Source organism: Selenomonas sp. oral taxon 138 str. F0429 (genome assembly GCF_000318175.2).
Lineage (GTDB): Bacteria > Bacillota > Negativicutes > Selenomonadales > Selenomonadaceae > Centipeda > Centipeda timonae.
Genome location: NZ_KB290947.1, coordinates 280,056 through 296,500 on the forward strand (window position 1 = coordinate 280,056; position 16,445 = coordinate 296,500).

General features: G+C 58.9%; 13 protein-coding genes. 2 read left to right on the forward strand and 11 right to left on the reverse strand.

Features of this window, described 5'->3' with window-relative positions:
- Positions 1-54 precede the first annotated feature (54 nt).
- Complete coding sequence (locus HMPREF9163_RS08380; protein ID WP_009441306.1) at positions 55-714, reverse strand: 3'-5' exonuclease; 660 nt, start codon at positions 712-714, stop codon at positions 55-57.
- Positions 715-957: 243 nt separating this feature from the next.
- Here HMPREF9163_RS08380 and HMPREF9163_RS08385 point away from each other — a divergent pair, with 243 nt between their 5' ends.
- A complete protein-coding gene (locus tag HMPREF9163_RS08385; RefSeq protein ID WP_009441308.1) occupies positions 958-2,151 on the forward strand; it encodes an MFS transporter in 1,194 nt (397 codons plus the stop codon).
- Positions 2,152-2,202: 51 nt separating this feature from the next.
- On the opposite strand, the gene leuB is transcribed toward HMPREF9163_RS08385, so the two are convergent.
- From leuB to HMPREF9163_RS12105, 10 genes are all read right to left on the reverse strand, one after another.
- Positions 2,203-3,276 (reverse strand): 3-isopropylmalate dehydrogenase, encoded by a 1,074-nt coding sequence (gene leuB, locus HMPREF9163_RS08390; RefSeq protein WP_037346688.1) that lies wholly within the window; start codon positions 3,274-3,276, stop codon positions 2,203-2,205.
- The gene (locus HMPREF9163_RS08395) at positions 3,266-3,766 is read right to left on the reverse strand and encodes a 3-isopropylmalate dehydratase small subunit (RefSeq protein WP_009441310.1); all 501 of its coding nucleotides are present in this window, start codon (positions 3,764-3,766) and stop codon (positions 3,266-3,268) included. The genes leuB and HMPREF9163_RS08395 overlap by 11 nt, the downstream gene beginning before the upstream one ends.
- Positions 3,766-5,028 carry a 3-isopropylmalate dehydratase large subunit gene (gene leuC / locus HMPREF9163_RS08400; RefSeq protein WP_009441311.1) on the reverse strand — a complete coding sequence of 421 codons (1,263 nt, stop codon included), beginning with the start codon at positions 5,026-5,028 and terminating at the stop codon, positions 3,766-3,768. The genes HMPREF9163_RS08395 and leuC overlap by 1 nt, the downstream gene beginning before the upstream one ends.
- A gap of 120 nt (positions 5,029-5,148) precedes the next feature.
- Positions 5,149-6,162: a ketol-acid reductoisomerase gene (gene ilvC / locus HMPREF9163_RS08405; RefSeq protein ID WP_009441312.1), complete on the reverse strand. Its 1,014-nt coding sequence runs from the start codon at positions 6,160-6,162 to the stop codon at positions 5,149-5,151.
- Positions 6,143-6,673 carry an acetolactate synthase small subunit gene (gene ilvN, locus HMPREF9163_RS08410; protein WP_009441313.1) on the reverse strand — a complete coding sequence of 177 codons (531 nt, stop codon included), beginning with the start codon at positions 6,671-6,673 and terminating at the stop codon, positions 6,143-6,145. Before ilvN ends, ilvC begins: the two co-directional genes overlap by 20 nt.
- 120 nt (positions 6,674-6,793) lie before the next feature.
- On the reverse strand, positions 6,794-7,732 hold the full coding sequence (locus tag HMPREF9163_RS08415; protein WP_009441314.1) for a hypothetical protein: 939 nt from the start codon (positions 7,730-7,732) through the stop codon (positions 6,794-6,796).
- 115 nt (positions 7,733-7,847) lie between these two features.
- A complete protein-coding gene (locus HMPREF9163_RS08420; protein ID WP_009441315.1) occupies positions 7,848-8,474 on the reverse strand; it encodes a class I SAM-dependent methyltransferase in 627 nt (208 codons plus the stop codon).
- Between the two features lie 92 nt (positions 8,475-8,566).
- Positions 8,567-9,547: a diaminopimelate dehydrogenase gene (locus HMPREF9163_RS08425; RefSeq protein ID WP_037346694.1), complete on the reverse strand. Its 981-nt coding sequence runs from the start codon at positions 9,545-9,547 to the stop codon at positions 8,567-8,569.
- A gap of 64 nt (positions 9,548-9,611) precedes the next feature.
- Complete coding sequence (locus tag HMPREF9163_RS08430; protein WP_009441317.1) at positions 9,612-9,926, reverse strand: hypothetical protein; 315 nt, start codon at positions 9,924-9,926, stop codon at positions 9,612-9,614.
- Positions 9,927-10,117: 191 nt separating this feature from the next.
- Positions 10,118-15,517, reverse strand: coding sequence for an autotransporter outer membrane beta-barrel domain-containing protein (locus tag HMPREF9163_RS12105; protein WP_037346697.1), 5,400 nt, complete (start codon positions 15,515-15,517; stop codon positions 10,118-10,120).
- Between the two features lie 423 nt (positions 15,518-15,940).
- Between HMPREF9163_RS12105 and HMPREF9163_RS08440 the strand changes: the two genes are divergently transcribed.
- Positions 15,941-16,339, forward strand: coding sequence for a thioesterase family protein (locus tag HMPREF9163_RS08440; protein ID WP_009441320.1), 399 nt, complete (start codon positions 15,941-15,943; stop codon positions 16,337-16,339).
- Positions 16,340-16,445 lie beyond the last annotated feature (106 nt).

Here is a 16,445-nt window from a genome sequence, read left to right on the forward strand (position 1 = left end):
GGGAGGGGGACCGCGTGAGCGGTGGAAGGGGCGCCTTGAGAGCCCCGTCAAGTCTTACAAATTATTCTTCAATTTTTCCAGATCGGGGAAGAGATCGCCGATCGCGTCGGAGAGCCCTTCGCTTGGTTCTAGGATTTCGAGAACGGGGCGCATGGTCTCGCGAAACCGCGCATCGTCCTGCATGAGTGCGAGGACAGCGCTTGTATTCACGGCGTCCGCGAGTGCGGAGTGCTGACTGCCCTCGAATCTGCGCCCCATCGCGCCGAGTGCATGCTTCAACGCAAGGCTGTTGTGTAGCCCGAGGCGGTCGTCGAAGGCCTGTTGCAGGTCAACCCAGCGCGCATCGAGCCAGCCTACATCGAATGCGGGCAGCTTCAGGCGGCATTCCTTGCGCAGTTGCTTGATGTCGGACATGCTCCACGAGTAGATCTTCGTCTCCGCCTCGCCGATCCATGCGACGAAGGAGTGAAAGCTCTCAGAGAATGCGGGGCGTCCTGCGACCTGCTCCTGCGTGATGCCTGTGAGCTCCGTGATGTGTTTCTTCACCATCCCGTACTCGGGGCAGACATAGCACTGGAATTCGTCCTCCTGCTCGAAGTTCTCATTCAGGCGGACGGCACCGATCTCGATGATCTCCCCGTTGAGTTTTCGGCGTACTTCCCTGTGCTCCTTCGAGACAGGGTTCATCTCAAGGTCTACGACGATGTGTTTCATGAGCAATCCTTACTTTCGAAAAAATCTGCCGCAAATGACGCACGGCAGACGGTGTTGCGGTATTTTGTGGCGCGGCTCAGCTGACGCGCGTTTTCTGCATGAAATGTTTCGTGTTTGTATTACTATAGCACAAGATTTTCAGAAAATCAACGTCTAGGTATTTTGTCCTATCGTTTTCCTGTTTTATTTTCCTCAAAACGTGGTAGAATACAGGAGGGGAATTAGGGAAAGGAGAATCTGCTCATGAATTGGAAAGTCGTCCTCGTGCTGCTGACATGCAATGTGCTCTTCATGTCCGCGAGCTATACGATGATTATTCCGTTCCTGCCGATGTATCTGACGAGCGAGCTCGGCGTTGACGATGCGACGGTGAATCTCTGGTCGGGCGTGGCATTCTCCGTGACCTTCTTCGTCTCGGCGGTCATGGCGCCGATCTGGGGGCGCATTGCCGACCGCAAGGGGAAACGCCTCATGGCAATGCGTGCGAGCCTTCTCATCTCGCTCAGTTACTTCCTCGGCGGCATTGTCACCTCGCCCGAGCAGCTCGTATTGGTACGCATCTTTCAGGGATTTGCCTCAGGGCTCTGGCCGATGGATCTTGCAATCATGACGCTCTATGCGCCGCGCGAACGGCTCGGCTTCTCACTCGGCATCATGCAGGGAACGCTAACGGCGGGCGGTGTCGTCGGACCTCTGCTCGGCGGCGTGCTCGCGGAGGCGTTCGGCATGCGCGCAAGCTTCTACATCGGAGGGCTTGCGCTCTTCATCAACTTCCTCGCGTTCACCTTCGTCATCAAGGAACCGCCGATGCCGCAGGATGCCACGCCACTCACGAGAGAGGAGCAGAATCCGTGGCATCTCTGGCGCATCCCCATCCTGCGCACAATGATGATCGTGAGTACGCTCGCGCAGATGGTGACGTTCATCCTGATGCCTGTCATCACGACCTACATCAAATACCTCGCGGGAGACATGGAGAACATCGTGCTCGTCGCGGGTGTTGTGTTCTCGCTCGGCGGCATTGCAGGTGCGATGTCCGCGCCGCTCTGGGGCATCTTCGGTACGCGGCGCAGCTACTTTGTCGCCATGTGCCTCGCGATGTCCTGTGCAGGGACGATGCTCGCACTGCAAGGCATCCCCAAGACGCTGCTCCCGTTCGCCGCGATGCAGTTCGGCGTCGGGCTCTTCCTCGCGGGGATTCAGCCATCGCTGAATGCGGTCATCGCGCAGCATACGCCCGCGCAGCTCAAGGGCAGCGTGTTCGGCATGCTCTTCGCCGCACAGCAGGTGGGCGGGGTGACGGGACCGCTCCTTGGCGGTGTCGTCGCAACCTACCTCGGAATGCACTACCTCTTTCCAACGGCAGGATCGATCCTGCTTGTGCTCGCTGTGTTTGTTTGGTGGAGGTATATTATGCGAGGACACGCCCCCGCATGATTTCATAGCAAAAGGGAATGCCGCGCAGGCATTCCCTTTTGCTATATATGCTTACAGATACGCAAGCACAGCGTCGGTCATTTCTGTTGTACCAACCTTTGTGCAGCCCGTGTCCGCGATGTAGATGTCCGCCGTGCGCTTGCCCTCTGCGAGAGCCTCGTCCACCGACGCCTCGACAGCGTCCGCCGCATCCTCCTCATGGAGCGCGTAGCGCAGGAGCATTGCCGCCGAGAGGATCGTCCCGAGGGGGTTTGCGATCCCCTGCCCCGCAATGTCGGGCGCGCTGCCGTGGATCGGCTCAAAGAGGCTCGTCCCTGTGCCAATCGACGCGGACGGCATCAGCCCGATCGAGCCGCCGATGACCGCTGCCTCATCGGAGAGGATATCACCAAAGAGGTTGCCCGTCACGATCACATCGAACTGCGTCGGACGCACGGCAAGCTGCATGGCACAGTTGTCCACATAGAGATGATCGAGTGCGACATCGCCATACTCCGGTGCAAGTGCCGTCACCGTACGCCGCCAGAGCCGTGAGGTCGCGAGCACGTTCGCCTTGTCCACGGACGTGACCTTGCCACGTCTGAGGCGCGCCGTCTCGAACGCGAGACGCGCGATGCGCTCCACCTCGGGGACGGAGTAGTTCTCCATGTCCCACGCACGCTCTGCACCGTCCACCTGCTCGGACTCGCACTTCTCCCCGAAGTAGATGCCGCCGATCAGCTCGCGCACGATGACGAGATCGACACCACGCACGAGTTCCGGCTTCAGCGGCGAATGCTCAATCAGTGGATCCGCGACCCTCACAGGGCGCAGGTTCGCATACAGCCCAAGACCCTTGCGCAGCCCCAATATTGCGCGCTCGGGACGAAGCGCTGGCTCGACCGCATCCCACTTTGTCCCGCCGACCGCACCGAAGAGCACGCCGTCCGAGGCCTTGCAGATGGCAAGCGTCTCCTCGGGCAGCGGCGTTCCAAATTTATCATATGCCGTGCCGCCCGCATCGCGCGTTTCATACGTCAGGTCAAGTCCGAATTTCGCATCGACAGCTTTGAGGACGCGCACAGCTTCCTCGGTGATCTCCTGTCCGATGCCGTCGCCCGGAACGACTGCAATCTTATACGCCATGGAATCCTCCATTCTCGCGGATGTAGTTCAGAAGACCGCCCGCACGCGCAATGTCCTGCACAAAGCCCGGCAGGGGATGCGCGCGGAACGTATCGCCCGTCGAGAGGTTCTCGATCGCCCCCGTTGCCGTGTCCACGCGCAGACGGTCGCCCGCACTGATCTTCTCCACAGCGTCCCCAATCTCGAGCAGCGGCAGGCCGATGTTGATGCCGTTGCGATAGAAGATACGCGCAAAACTCGCTGCAATGACGACGGGCACGCCCGACGCCGCAATCGCAATCGGCGCGTGCTCACGCGAGGAGCCGCAGCCGAAGTTCTTGCCGCCGACCATGATGTCGCCCGCGACAACCTCTTTCGCGAAGGTCGTGTCGATGTCCTCCATGCAGTGCGCCGCAAGAGCCTTCGGCTCGAACGTATTGAGATAGCGCGCGGGGATGATAACGTCCGTGTCGATGTTATCGCCGTAGCGCCAGACCTTTCCCTCGAACATCACGCCACCTCCTCGGGGGCTGCAATCCGCCCCAGTATTGCACTCGCCGCCGCGACGTGCGGCCCTGCGAGATAGACCTCGCTGTCCACGTGCCCCATGCGTCCGCGGAAGTTGCGGTTCGTCGTCGAGACACAGCGCTCGCCCGCCGCGAGGATGCCCATGTAGCCGCCAAGACACGGCCCGCAGGTCGGCGTCGAGATCGCCGCGCCCGCCTCCATGAAGATGTCGAGATAGCCGCGCTTCATCGACTCCTGATAGACCCACGGCGAGCCGGGGATGATGATACAGCGCACACGCTCGTGTACCGTATGCCCCTTCAAAATCTCCGCCGCGATCTCCATATCCTCGAGGCGCCCGTTCGTACACGAGCCAATGACCACCTGATCGATTGCAATCGGTTCTGGGATATCCATCACGCGCTTCGTATTCTCCGGCAGATGCGGGAACGAAACGACGGGACGCAGCTCGCTGAGGTTGATCTCCACCGTGCGCGCGTACTGTGCATCGGGATCGGCATGCACCGGCTCGAACGGTGTCGTCATGCGACCCTCGACGTATTCCCTGCACACATCGTCATACGGGAAGATGCCGTTCTTGCCGCCCGCCTCAATCGCCATGTTTGCAATCGTCAGACGGTCGGTCATGGTCAGCTCCGCAACCCCCTCGCCCGTGAACTCAAGGCTCTGATAGAGCGCACCGTCCACACCGATCATGCCGATGAGCGTGAGGATCACGTCCTTGCCGCTGATGTCGGCAGGCTTCTTCCCCGTCAGATGCACGTTGATCGCCTCGGGCACCTTGAACCACGCCTCACCCGTCGCCATGCCGACCGCGAGATCGGTCGTGCCGACGCCCGTCGAGAAGCCGTTCACCGCGCCATAGGTGCACGTATGCGAGTCCGCACCAATCGTCAGCATGCCCGGTCCCACGATGCCCTTTTCGGGCAGAATAACGTGCTCAATGCCGACACGCCCCTGCTCGTAGTAGTGCAGGATGTCGTGCTTGCGCGCAAAGTCGCGCATGATCTTCGCCAGCTCCGAGGACTTGATGTCCTTTGCCGGCTGAAAATGATCGGGGATCAGCGCGATCTTCGTGCGGTCAAAGACGGGGCGACCCGTCTTTTCAAACTCCTTGATGGACGGCGGCCCCGTCACATCGTTTGCGAGCACCATGTCGAGGCGGCACGTCACGAGCTGCCCCGGCTCGACGTGCTCCAGTCCCGCATGGCGTGCGAGAATCTTCTCGCTCATATTCATGCCCATATAGCCCTCCTAAAATCCTCCGAAATGGCAGATTTTCCCATCTCCGAAGCCTTTGAAAAAAGAAGTCTCTCCGCGTGGAAAGACTTCTTCTTGTCGTATGAAATGACCCGTGCGCTCAGATCAGAATTCGAGTTCTTTCTTGTCACGCAGCCACGGCATCATATTGCGCAGCTGTGCACCAACCTGCTCGATCTGATGCTCCTTGTGAAGGCGGCGCTGTGCGAGGAAGTTCGCACGACCGGCGGCGCGGTTCTCGAGCAGCCAGTTGCGGGCGAATGTGCCATCCTGGATCTCCTTGAGAACCTTCTTCATCTCCTTCTTCGTCTCTTCCGTGATGATACGTGGTCCGATCATGTAGTCACCGTACTCCGCTGTGTCAGAGCAGGACTGGCGCATCTTCGTCATGCCGCCCTCGTAGCAGAGATCAACGATGAGCTTCATCTCATGGAAGCACTCGAAGTATGCCATCTCGGGCGGATAGCCCGCCTCGACAAGAACCTCGAAGCCCGTCTGCATGAGCTGGCAGACACCACCCATGAGCACGCACTGCTCACCGAAGAGATCCTCCTCCGTCTCGTCACGGAACGTCGTCTGGAGCACGCCGGAGCGCGTCGAACCAACACCACGCGCATAGGCGAGCGCAATCTCAAAGCACTTGCCCGTCTCATCCTTCTCGACCGCGAACACCGCCGGAACGCCCGATCCCTCCGTAAACGTACGGCGAACGAGATGGCCGGGGCCCTTCGGGGCAACCATGAACACATCGACACCCTCGGGCGGGACGATCTGCTTGAAGTGAATGTTGAAGCCGTGTGCGAACGCGAGTGCGCTGCCCTTCTTCAGGTTCGGGCCGATCTCCTCTTTGTAGACATCCGCCTGTTTCTCATCGGGGATGAGCACCATCGTGATGTCCGCCTGCTTGACCGCCTCGGCAACCGTCGCGACCTTCAGCCCGTGTGCCTCCGCCTTTGCCTTGGACTTCGAGCCGGCATAAAGACCGACAACGACATTCACGCCGCTCTCCTTGAGGTTCAGCGCATGTGCGTGTCCCTGACTGCCGTAGCCGATGATGGCGACCGTCTTGCCCTCGAGCACGCTCCAGTTGACATCCTGATCATAGTAAGTTTTTGCCATAGTACTCCCGCTCCTCACAATGCTCATAAATTGTGTGTTCCCCCCGCTCGAGCGCAATAAGCCCCGTGCGGATGACCTCAACGATTCCGTAGGGTTTGATTACCTTCAGGAACGCCGTCACCTTGTCATCGCTGCCCGTGATCTCAAAGATGATCGAGGAGGACTCCACATCGACGACGTGCGCCCGGAACAGCTCGCCCATCTTCAGCACGTCGAGGCGATTATCATCGTCTGCCCGCACCTTGATGAGCGTCATGCCGCGGCACGCCGCACTCTTTTCGTCCAGCCGCTGAACCGCCCGCACAACGGGCATCTTTTCCAGCTGCTTGATCATCTGCTCGACGAGATTCCCATCCCCCTGCATCACGACCGTAATGCGCGAGAAATCCGGCGACTCCGTCACGCCGACAGACAGGCTGTCGATGTTGAACTCGCGCCGCGAAAACATGCTCACGACGCGCACCAGAACCCCAGTCTGGTTCTCAACAAAGACGGACAGCACATGTTTCATGATAACAAACTCCTCTCCGCCGCATCGCAAGTCATTTCATGGAAAACTCCTTCATTATCGCCCACATATGAGCATTTGTCAATAAGTTTTAGATAACTCCGCATGTATACGTGTATACGTCTATACCCGCACCTCGAAGCGCGGCTTCTCCTCCTCGTTTTCCTGCGGCTCGATGCGCTTTACGGGCTGCGGCACAGGAGTGGATGGGGCTGCGCTCGTCTTACGTGCCGTCAACTGCGGGGGAGAAGGCTCGACGGTCGGCGCTGGCGTATGCCGTGCATCCGTCCCTTGCATTGCTGCACGCGGTTCCTCCTTCATCAGACGCTCGAGTGCCTCCCCCGCTGTCAGCCCCGTGTACTCGGGCAGGATCTCACCGCGCCTATCGCGGGCACGCCGGGTGCGTTCCGCCGCCGCAAGCAGATCGTCGTGCGCGCCGCGCTCCGATGTCGGTCGCGGCTGCTCCTGTGCGTCCGTCGATGTCGTCCCCTGTGCCTCGGCGCGCTCACGCGCAAGGATACGCTCACCGAGCGAGGGCTCTGTCTCCGCCCCCGTCTGCGGCTTCTTTTGAAAGAAGCGTCGAAAGGCGACGACCCCCACGACGAGTGCCACGCCGATCATACCTGCCCAGTAGAGCCCGCTCGTTGCCGTGTAGGACGTCGGCACCTCGGGCGGCTTCTGCTCCGTCCCTACAAGCTGCTGCTTCAGCGCCGCATTCTCCTGCGCGAGATCGAGGCCGTTTGCCACATCCGCGCCCGTCTGCCCCTCAACCGTTGTACCGCGATCTACCTTCGAGGCAGAGGTCTTCACGGGATCGCCCTTCGCCGCATCCGTGCGCGCAGCGGCGTTCGGACGCTCCGCCGTGTCGCCGGTCTTTGGCGCACCCGTCGTCGTCTTCGAGAGTGCGCCGTTTCCCTGCGCTACGGAGTCACGTGCCTGCTGCTCCGCCTGCGCATCGCCCGTCGTGTGCGTTGCGTTCGCCTGCGCATCGCGCGCCGCATCCCCGAGCGTGATCTTCGGCGGCGTCGGGGGTGTCGGCGGTGTCGGTGGGGTGATTGCCATAGCGCCACTCCTTTCTCAAGATTTCTTGGCTCTACTATAGCAGAAAATCTCATCTGACGAAACAGGAAAAGCGTCCCGTCGTCACGGGACGCTTTGTTGTTTTCAAAAAAAGCGCTCAGTCCTTGTATGCGCGCACGTTGAGGCGGTCGTGCTCCAGATCCTCGTCGATCACGACGCGTGCAAAGCCTGCGCCCGTGAGCACCTTCTCCAGCTCCTCGCCCGTGTAGACGGACATATTGTCGACGATCTTCTGCCACTTCTCATGACTCTTCGTCCTGCCACTCGCTTCATTCGTAATCATAAACATACCGCCGGGCTTCAGTACGCGGTGCACCTGTGCAAAGCAGCGTGCAATCTCCGGCCAGAAATACACCGTCTCAAACGCCGTCACGACATCGAACCGTCCGTCGCCAAACGGAAGCTCGAGCACATTCCCCTGCACGATTTCACAGCGTCCCGCCGCAATCGCCGTCTGGTTGACCTCACGCGCCTTTTCCACGGAGACGGTCGAGTAGTCCAGCCCCGTCACATGCCCCTCGTCCACCATCCGCAGGAACACGGCGACGTTCGCACCGCCGCCGCAGCCGCAGTCGAGCACCTGCTCATTCCCCTGCAGGTCGAGATGCGAAAAGCCCCACGCCGCAATGCCCGCATGCCCCTTGTTCATCATCGCAACAACAATCTTGCCCATCACGCCCTCGGGTTTTCCCGTATTACTAAAAAATTTCCGAAGCAGCCCCATGACCGCCCCTCCTTTCTGAAAATAACAAAAATTTCCTGTTAAAAAGTACCTCGCGCACGATGCGCAAGGCACTTTGAAAACACACTATGATATTACAGCAGCGAGGCACGCAGCTCGTCGCCACTCTTCGCCGAGAGATAGGCGGGCGCGATGTCGAGGACGGTCTTGCAGCCCGTCACGCCCTCGGAGGCGAGGCGGTGCGCCGCACGCGCGTAGGCAGCAAGGACACACGCCGTAAACTCAGGGTTCGAGTCGAGCTTCAGGCTGAACTCTATGATGTGCTTGTTCTCCCTATTTGCACCCGTCGCGCCGGAGCGGAGGACAAAGCCCGCATGCGGCAGACCCGCATGATCGCGCAAGAGTTCTTCCTCGCTGATGAAATGCACGGTCGTATCGTAGTCCGAGAAGTAGTTTGGCATCGTCACGATTGCCTTCTCAACTGCCGCCGCATCCGCGCCCTCCTCGAGCACGACGTAGCACTCGCGCGTATGCTTCTCGCGCGTCGTGAGCGTCGGGTTCGAGCCGCTGCGCACGGCATCGAGCGCCGCCGGAACGGGAACGGTGTACTGCTTGGCATTCTTGACGCCCGGAATGCGGCGAATCGCATCCGAGTGCCCCTGGCTCACACCGCGTCCCCAGAACGTATAGTCCGCACCATTCGTGAGAACAGCGTTTGCATAGGCGCGCGTGAGGGAGAACATACCCGGATCCCAGCCAACCGAGATCACGCCGACGTGTCCCGCTGCCTTTGCTGCCGCATCCACCGCCGCGAAATGCGCGGGAATCTTTGCATGCGTATCGAAGCTATCAACCACGTTGAACAGCTTTGCAAACGCGGGCGTCTGCTCGGGCAGATCGGTGGCAGAACCGCCGCAGAGGATGAGCACATCCACCTTATTCTTCCACATCTCCGCATCATCGGCAGAGATGACGGGCACGTTCGTGCGCGGCTTCACCGACGCAGGGTCGCGCCGCGTAAAGACGGCGACCAGCTCCATATCCTCATTTGCCTCAACGGCGTACTCCACGCCGCGGCCGAGATTACCATAGCCAAGAATACCAATACGAATCATAAAAACTCCTCCCACCATCCCCCCGGACGGCGTAAATCATTGGAGAAAATGCAAATACACTTTCTCAGTAGTGCGGGTGCGCCTTCACATAGTCGACCGGACGCGACCAGTCCACCTGGACGTTCGTCTCATTCCACAGGCGCGTAAGAGCCAGTTCGAAGCTCTTTCGATCCGCGAGCGGAGTGACGGTCTCCTTCGTGAAGTCCATCAGCGTCTCATGCGGCACCTCGACCTCATGATTGGTCGCGAGGAAAGCCTCCGCAGCCGCGCGCCCCTTCTCATCCGCGAGATTCACCGTCGCAGAACGCGAAGCCGCATCATAATCAATCCAGCCAAGAACGTCGCCATAGCTGATGGCGACACTGTACGTATCACTCACTCGTATCACCTCTTATATTTGGTGGTCAACAATAAATATGCTTTATCGTCGCCCCCATCGGATATATCCAACCCTTGCGGGCGTTTTTATTATAGAACGATTCCCCCACACACGCAACCGCCCAATGAAAATAATTCTGTATACAGAAAAGGCAGCCCGAAGGCCACCTTTCCAAAAAGTTTATATTTCGTTTAGAACGCCCACGTTACCTGTGCACCGCCCGCGATACCCTCGCGCTGACCGGTCATGCCCATGAGGTTCACGCCGTAGCTGACGCGGCCGTCCTTCGGGGCGAAACGGTAGCCGAGTTCGAGAATTCCAGTGCCGCCGCCGAGCGAGGGGCTCGGCGTGGAGTAGCCCTGATACGTCGCTGCTGCATCACCGCCAAACTCGTGCTCGTACGCAAGTCCCGCATAGAGCTCGCTGCCGCCGCCGACCGCATGCGTATAGCGTGCGCCGAGGCGCAGACGGTGCGAGTCCACATCGCCGAAGTCGAACTCCGCGCCCGAGCGCAGCTTCACCGTATCGCCCGCCTGATGCGAGTAGAAATACTTCGCATAGCCTTCAATCTTGTTGCCGTTCGCGAGCTTCCACTCCTGACCGACACCGACGTGTCCTGCGAAGTACATGCTCGCATTATTGTAGCTCAGCTCCGCCGCATCGTCACTGCCTGTATAGTCGCTTGAGACGCGTCCCGCGCGCAGGCTTCCCTCGACATACAGACCGCTGTCCTGCGCCATCTTCGCCATCACACCGCCGCCGATGTAGTGCATCGCTCCGCTGCCGTGCGTACCGTCGTCCAGATAGGAGTCATACGTGCTGCGCCCATACTCGACAAAGGGTCCGTAGGTCAGCGTCGCATCGCCCATCTTGTTTGCGCGTGCAAAGCCGACGTTGAGATTCCATCCCTTTGCATCCACATAGGAGCCGGAATTGAGCCGCACAGACGAGCCGCCTTGCGCCGCCCACGGCTGGAATGCACCGTTGACCGCCGCCGACGCATTTACACCGGCAGATGCCGCAGTACCCGCAGCCGCAAGTCCTGCATCCGTGTTCCGCACGCCCTCGGCGGAGGAAGGAGCGGGAGCAGTCCCTGCCGAGATCACAGCAGCCGCCTCAGCCGCAGCTGTATATCCGACATTCGAGAGGAGGTCTGCACCTGCGTTCAGTAGTGCGCTCGCCGCCACACGCGTCTCGACCGGCGACTTGCTCCGATCGTTCACATCAACGTTCTTCACCGTTGCAATGAGTTCATTCTCTCCACGCTTCGCAATCCCGAGCGTATAGTCAAGGATGCCGCCCTGCGTCGCCTTCATCGTCTGCGGCGTTCCTGTATTCCGCAGCGCCGCATCCGTCGTCAGCGTGCCACCCACCTTCAGCAGGCTGACCGCATCGCCCGGCTGGAACACCTTTGCATCGCCCGCAATGGCGACGCCGAGGTTCAGCCCCTGGATATTCTTCTCACCCGTATTCGTGAGCGTGAGCATCGTCCGCGTCTCTGCCGGCGTTGTTCCCGCTGGCAGATAGAAATGCAGATTCTGCACATTTGCAAAGTCCGCCGCCTGCGCGCCGAACGCATGGACTGCGAGCGTGTTGTTCACACTGCCCGATGTGCCCGCGCCGCCGTGGATCGTGCCGCCGATATTGACAGCTCCGAAGAGGCTCACCGTGTTGCCCGATGCCGCTCCGTTTGTCGCACGTCCGCCGTAGACATCGCCGCCGATCGTTCCACCGAAGATATCCACGGTATTATCCGATGCCGACGCACCAAAGCCGCCGACGAGATTCTGCGCCGTGCCGCCACGCATGACGAGCTGATTGCTCCTTGTAATGCCCCTGCGCGAGGTGCCGCCGTACGCCGTATCCGTGATCGTACCGCCCGTGACGGTGAGGACGTTGCCCTCCGCCGTATTGCCGAGCTCCGAGCGTCCGCCCCATACAAAATCATGCGAGCCGTCCGACTCCGTATAGGAAGCCGTCTTGTTGTCCTTGAAGCGGTAGGTATCCGCATATACATAGCGTGCGGCGTCCTTTGTGCCGTTATCCGTGTCGACAAGGAATTCAAGGTCGCCGTGTGTCTCGCCCTTCGCCCCGTTATAGTTCGTAAAGCCGATGCCGTGCGCATTATCTATCAACGTGACACGCGTCGCGCCGTAGCTGCTTGTCGTCATATTCTCCGGCGTGACGTTCTGGCGGAGCTTCGACCAGTCAAGATCATTCGTTGCGGCACCGCCATTGATGGTCAGCAGCGTCTTGCCCGCCGTGTTCTGATTCACGTCAAAGTTCAGATGCTCAAAGTTCGCAATCTGTCCTGCCTTGACTGTGCCGCGCACATTCAGCTGATTGCCTGTGACCACATCACCCGATCCAAGCGTACGTCCGCCGTAGACCGTGCCGCCGATCGTGCCGCCCGCGAGGTTGACGATATTGTTCGTCACAGCCGCCGCGCTCGCCGCATTGTCCGCATAGCCGCCCATCAGGTCATGGAGGGTCGCGCCGCCCGAGAACGTCACCGTATTGCCCGTGACCGCGCCCGTCCCCTTCGTGTAACCGCCGTGGACAGTGCCGATCTTACCGCCCGAGATTGTAACCTCGTTGTCCGTCGCTGCACCATTGCTCGCCGCATTGCCGATAAAGCCGCCGTAGACGTTCGCGAGCCCGTGCGAGCCCGTGCCTGCGACCGTCACGCTGTTGCCCGTGGAGTTACCCGCACGCCCCGCCGTCTTGCCGCCGTAGGCGGATGTGACATCGCCCGACAGATTCGTCACCGTCAGATGATTGTTCGTCGTCGTATTTCCGGCATAGGAAATACCGCCGTAGATCTCGCTCGACGATGTGCCGTCACTGTGCGGAACAGTGATTGCAGAGATCGAGCCGTCATACGTTGCATTGGTATTATTTTGGAAGCGGTTGTAGTCGAGTATGACCTTCGACGCTGTGCCCGTATTCGTATCCGTACGGAGTGCCGTCTCGTAGTCGCCGTTCACAACACCATGCGTGCGATCCTTGCCCGCATAGTTCGAGAACTTCAGCCCGTTCGTTGTGCCTGTGAGGAGTGTCACGTTTCCAATGACCGTATTACCTGAGAGCTTCGACGTATCGACATCGAGCTTCGTCCAGTCGAACAGATTTCCGCCGTTAAAGCCGTTGTTCTCGGTCAGCGTCAGCATCGAGCCGCCGTTCTTCGCGATATCGTCATTGAGGCGGAACTTGTAGTTCTCAAAGTTGTTGACCGACTTCGCCGTGATGTTCTTCGCGTTTACATTCAGTGTATTGCCCGTCGCCGCCTTGTTGCCACCGTAAATATCACTCGCCGAGAGCATTGCACCCGAGAGGTCATGATGCGTGTCGTCACCGAGGTTGACAATGTTGTTCTCCGTCGTGCCATTGCCATGTGCATAGCCGCCGTAAATATTGCTCGTATTCTCGAAACGACCGCCATTGATGGTAACCGTGTTGTCTGTCACAGTTCCTGTCCCTCGGCTGAAGCCGCCATAGACAGAACCCTCGATCTTGCCGCCTGCGACAGTGAGGCTGTTGTGCGCGACCGTCCCTGCACCCGCCGCTATATTTGCGCCGCCATACGCGCCAGTGCTTCCGATCTCGCCGCCGGAGATGGTGACCGTATTATACGCGACCTTGCCCGTTCCCATCGTTGCACCGCCATAGACGCCATCCGCAGCTCTGCCGCCCTCGATGACGACGTGATTGCCGTCATCGGCACTGTCACCTCCGACCGTACCGCTGCCCCCCTGTGCCAGTGCACCGAAGGCCATGGCGACGGCACCGTCACCTTTGAGAGTAAAGGTATTGTTTTTCAAACTACCCGTATGAGATGTCTGTGCAAGACCTCCCACTGCACCCTGACCAACATAGCCGCCCTCGACTGTCACGGAATTGCCCACAATCGCACTGTTCGAGACCGTGGCAGTGCCGCCGACCACCATTTTGCCGATTTGCTTGGCACGGCTATCAAGACTCACAGTGACATGGTTGTCCGTCGAATCGCCTGCGCCCGCTGTATAGCCGCCGTAGACGCTCAGATTCGCATTGTTCGTATTCGTGATCTTGATCTTGTTGTTCGTCGTCGTATTGCCGAGACTCGAATAGCCGCCATAGACCTCTGTGCCTGTGACGTTATTCGCAGTCGCGTCGGCGTTTTTGAAGCGGCTCAAAGTTGCCGTGACATTCTGCGTCTGCGTCCTCGTAGGGTATAACATGCCTGCTTGTGCAGTAATGTTATACTCAAAGTCGCCACTCTTCCCTGTTTTCGCGGCATAGTTGCTAAAAACAATATCCGAACCACTGCCCGCGTGCATAAGGATGACATTGCCTATATTGCCGTATTTCGTCTTATCGTTGTTCCACCCAGCTGCATCCAGCATCAGCTTCGTCCAGTTCGCCGTTCCCCCGATGCTGCCCGTTCCCATGGTCAGCATCGTATCTCCCGCAGCAACAGGTGCCGTGAGATGGAAATTAAAGGTGTCGAAATTGCTGATTTTCTCAACTGCTACATCCTTTGCGTAGACGTGCAGTGCATTATCGCTCGTGTTCGATGTGCGGTTTCCGCCAAAAATCTGAACACGGCTCATCCCCGTTCCGGCAGTGTATGTGCCGTCCTCCGTGCCGAGATTGACACGATTGCCCGTAGTCGTACCCGTGCCGTTGGAGAAGCCGCCGTAGATTTTTCCTGCGGTCGTCAGGGCAGCCTGTCCGCCAAGTGTACCGCCCGAAATCGTAACCGTATTGCCCGTGACAGCACCCGATCCATCCGAATAGCCGCCATAGACATTGCCGCCGCCCGAGCCGCCGATTGTGCCGCCCGATATGGCAATCGTATTGCCTGTGACCGTTCCGTTTCCAGCTGCATAGCCGCCGTAGACATTGCCGCCAGCCGACGTGCCGACAGTTCCGCCCGACAGGATCACATGGTTGTTCTTGACATTACCCGAGCCTGCCGTATACGCGCCGAGCAGTTTTGTATTTGCCTTAGTGAGTGTGCCGTCCGTCATGGTGACGGTATTGTCCGAAATCTCTGCACTGCTCGAAGAGTTGCGGATGATGCCGCCCATGGCTTCATCTTTGAAACTGCCGCCGCTGAGTGTCACCGTATTCCCCGTGACAGCACCCGTTCCTTCCGTGCCGCCGCCCTGAATGTCACCTTCCACAGTGCCGCCCGCAACAGTGACAGAGTTACCCGTGACAGCCTTTGTGGCAGATGCGCCGTTAAAGCCACCGTAGATGGGATCTTTTGACAGGCCGTTGTTAAAGAATACGCGATTGTTTGTGACTGCACCCGTGCCGCTGACACCGCCGTAGATCATGCTCTGTCCGCTGCCATTGCTGACCTGCAGCCCGTGAATCGTCAGCGTATTATTACTGACATCCTCCGTGGCATTCTTCTTGCCGCCGCCGGAAATCGTACCATAGGTACTGAACGGCTTATTCGTCGGACCGCCTTCCGTGCCGAGCGTGATCTTGTTGTCGCTCATGGAGTGGGTCTTATCCGTGCCCTCAAGACCGTTGATGCTGGTCGCTGTCTCCGTGTAGTCATGCGTCTCCGCTGCATACGCCGACGGTGCGGAGAACAACAGTCCCCCCCCCCGTGGACAGTCCCAATGCAACATAGACGGCCAACTGCCGCCGTGCTTTCAATCCGTTGAACATGTGCTCCTCCTCCAATGTTTTACTTTATCACCGAGATTCTTCCGTCGGTCTCAGTTGTATACTGAGATTCATTATATACAAAGTGTATAATACATGAGAGACATTGTCGTTGTCAACGCCATTTCTAATTTATTACCTTTCTTTTTGAATAAAACTTAACAAAACGTGAATAAAAGAATGTCGCTTTACTTTTATATATGAATCATCTTTCATATTTGTGTGCACTGCAACACTCTCCTGCACAAAACGCTACAATTCGGATTCTTCTGGACAGGTGTACGCATTGTGCTTATAATACGTGTAGTATCTCAAAACCTCAACGTATTATCAAAAAAGGAGCAGTTCACATGGACTACACAAGTAAGATCGCCGTCGGCATGACGCATGAGGCGGTGGACACGGTGACGGATGCAAATACGGCGCTGACGGTCGGCAGCGGATCACTCGCGGTGTACGCAACGCCCGCAATGGCGGCACTGATGGAGCGTGCGGCGGCTGAGCTTTGTCAGAGCGAATGTCCCGAGGGTTGGACGACGGTCGGCACATCGCTGAACATCACGCACCGTGCGGCGACTCCGACGGGACTGACGGTACGCGCCATTGCCCAGGTGACGGCAGTGGACGGACGCGCGATTTCCCTCAAGGTCACGGCATACGACGAGCGCGAGGAGATCGGCGCGGGCACACACACGCGATTTGCCGTCGCTGTGGATAAATTCATGGCAAAGGCGGAGGGGAAACGCTAAGAAATCAGAAATAGACAAAACGCAAGAGAGCGGCACGCGATTGTGCCGCTCTCTTGCGTTTTGTTATGTGCCCCTTCCACCGCTTCGCGGTTCCCCTTCCCCGTCA

Bases quoted from the DNA above. Each gene is read 5' to 3' on its own strand.
- HMPREF9163_RS08380 (WP_009441306.1), bottom strand. From the start codon at position 714: ATGAAACACATCGTCGTAGACCTTGAGATGAACCCTGTCTCGAAGGAG.
- HMPREF9163_RS08385 (WP_009441308.1), top strand. From the start codon at position 958: ATGAATTGGAAAGTCGTCCTCGTGCTGCTGACATGCAATGTGCTCTTC.
- leuB (WP_037346688.1), bottom strand. From the start codon at position 3,276: ATGGCGTATAAGATTGCAGTCGTTCCGGGCGACGGCATCGGACAGGAG.
- HMPREF9163_RS08395 (WP_009441310.1), bottom strand. From the start codon at position 3,766: ATGTTCGAGGGAAAGGTCTGGCGCTACGGCGATAACATCGACACGGAC.
- leuC (WP_009441311.1), bottom strand. From the start codon at position 5,028: ATGGGCATGAATATGAGCGAGAAGATTCTCGCACGCCATGCGGGACTG.
- ilvC (WP_009441312.1), bottom strand. From the start codon at position 6,162: ATGGCAAAAACTTACTATGATCAGGATGTCAACTGGAGCGTGCTCGAG.
- ilvN (WP_009441313.1), bottom strand. From the start codon at position 6,673: ATGAAACATGTGCTGTCCGTCTTTGTTGAGAACCAGACTGGGGTTCTG.
- HMPREF9163_RS08415 (WP_009441314.1), bottom strand. From the start codon at position 7,732: ATGGCAATCACCCCACCGACACCGCCGACACCCCCGACGCCGCCGAAG.
- HMPREF9163_RS08420 (WP_009441315.1), bottom strand. From the start codon at position 8,474: ATGGGGCTGCTTCGGAAATTTTTTAGTAATACGGGAAAACCCGAGGGC.
- HMPREF9163_RS08425 (WP_037346694.1), bottom strand. From the start codon at position 9,547: ATGATTCGTATTGGTATTCTTGGCTATGGTAATCTCGGCCGCGGCGTG.
- HMPREF9163_RS08440 (WP_009441320.1), top strand. From the start codon at position 15,941: ATGGACTACACAAGTAAGATCGCCGTCGGCATGACGCATGAGGCGGTG.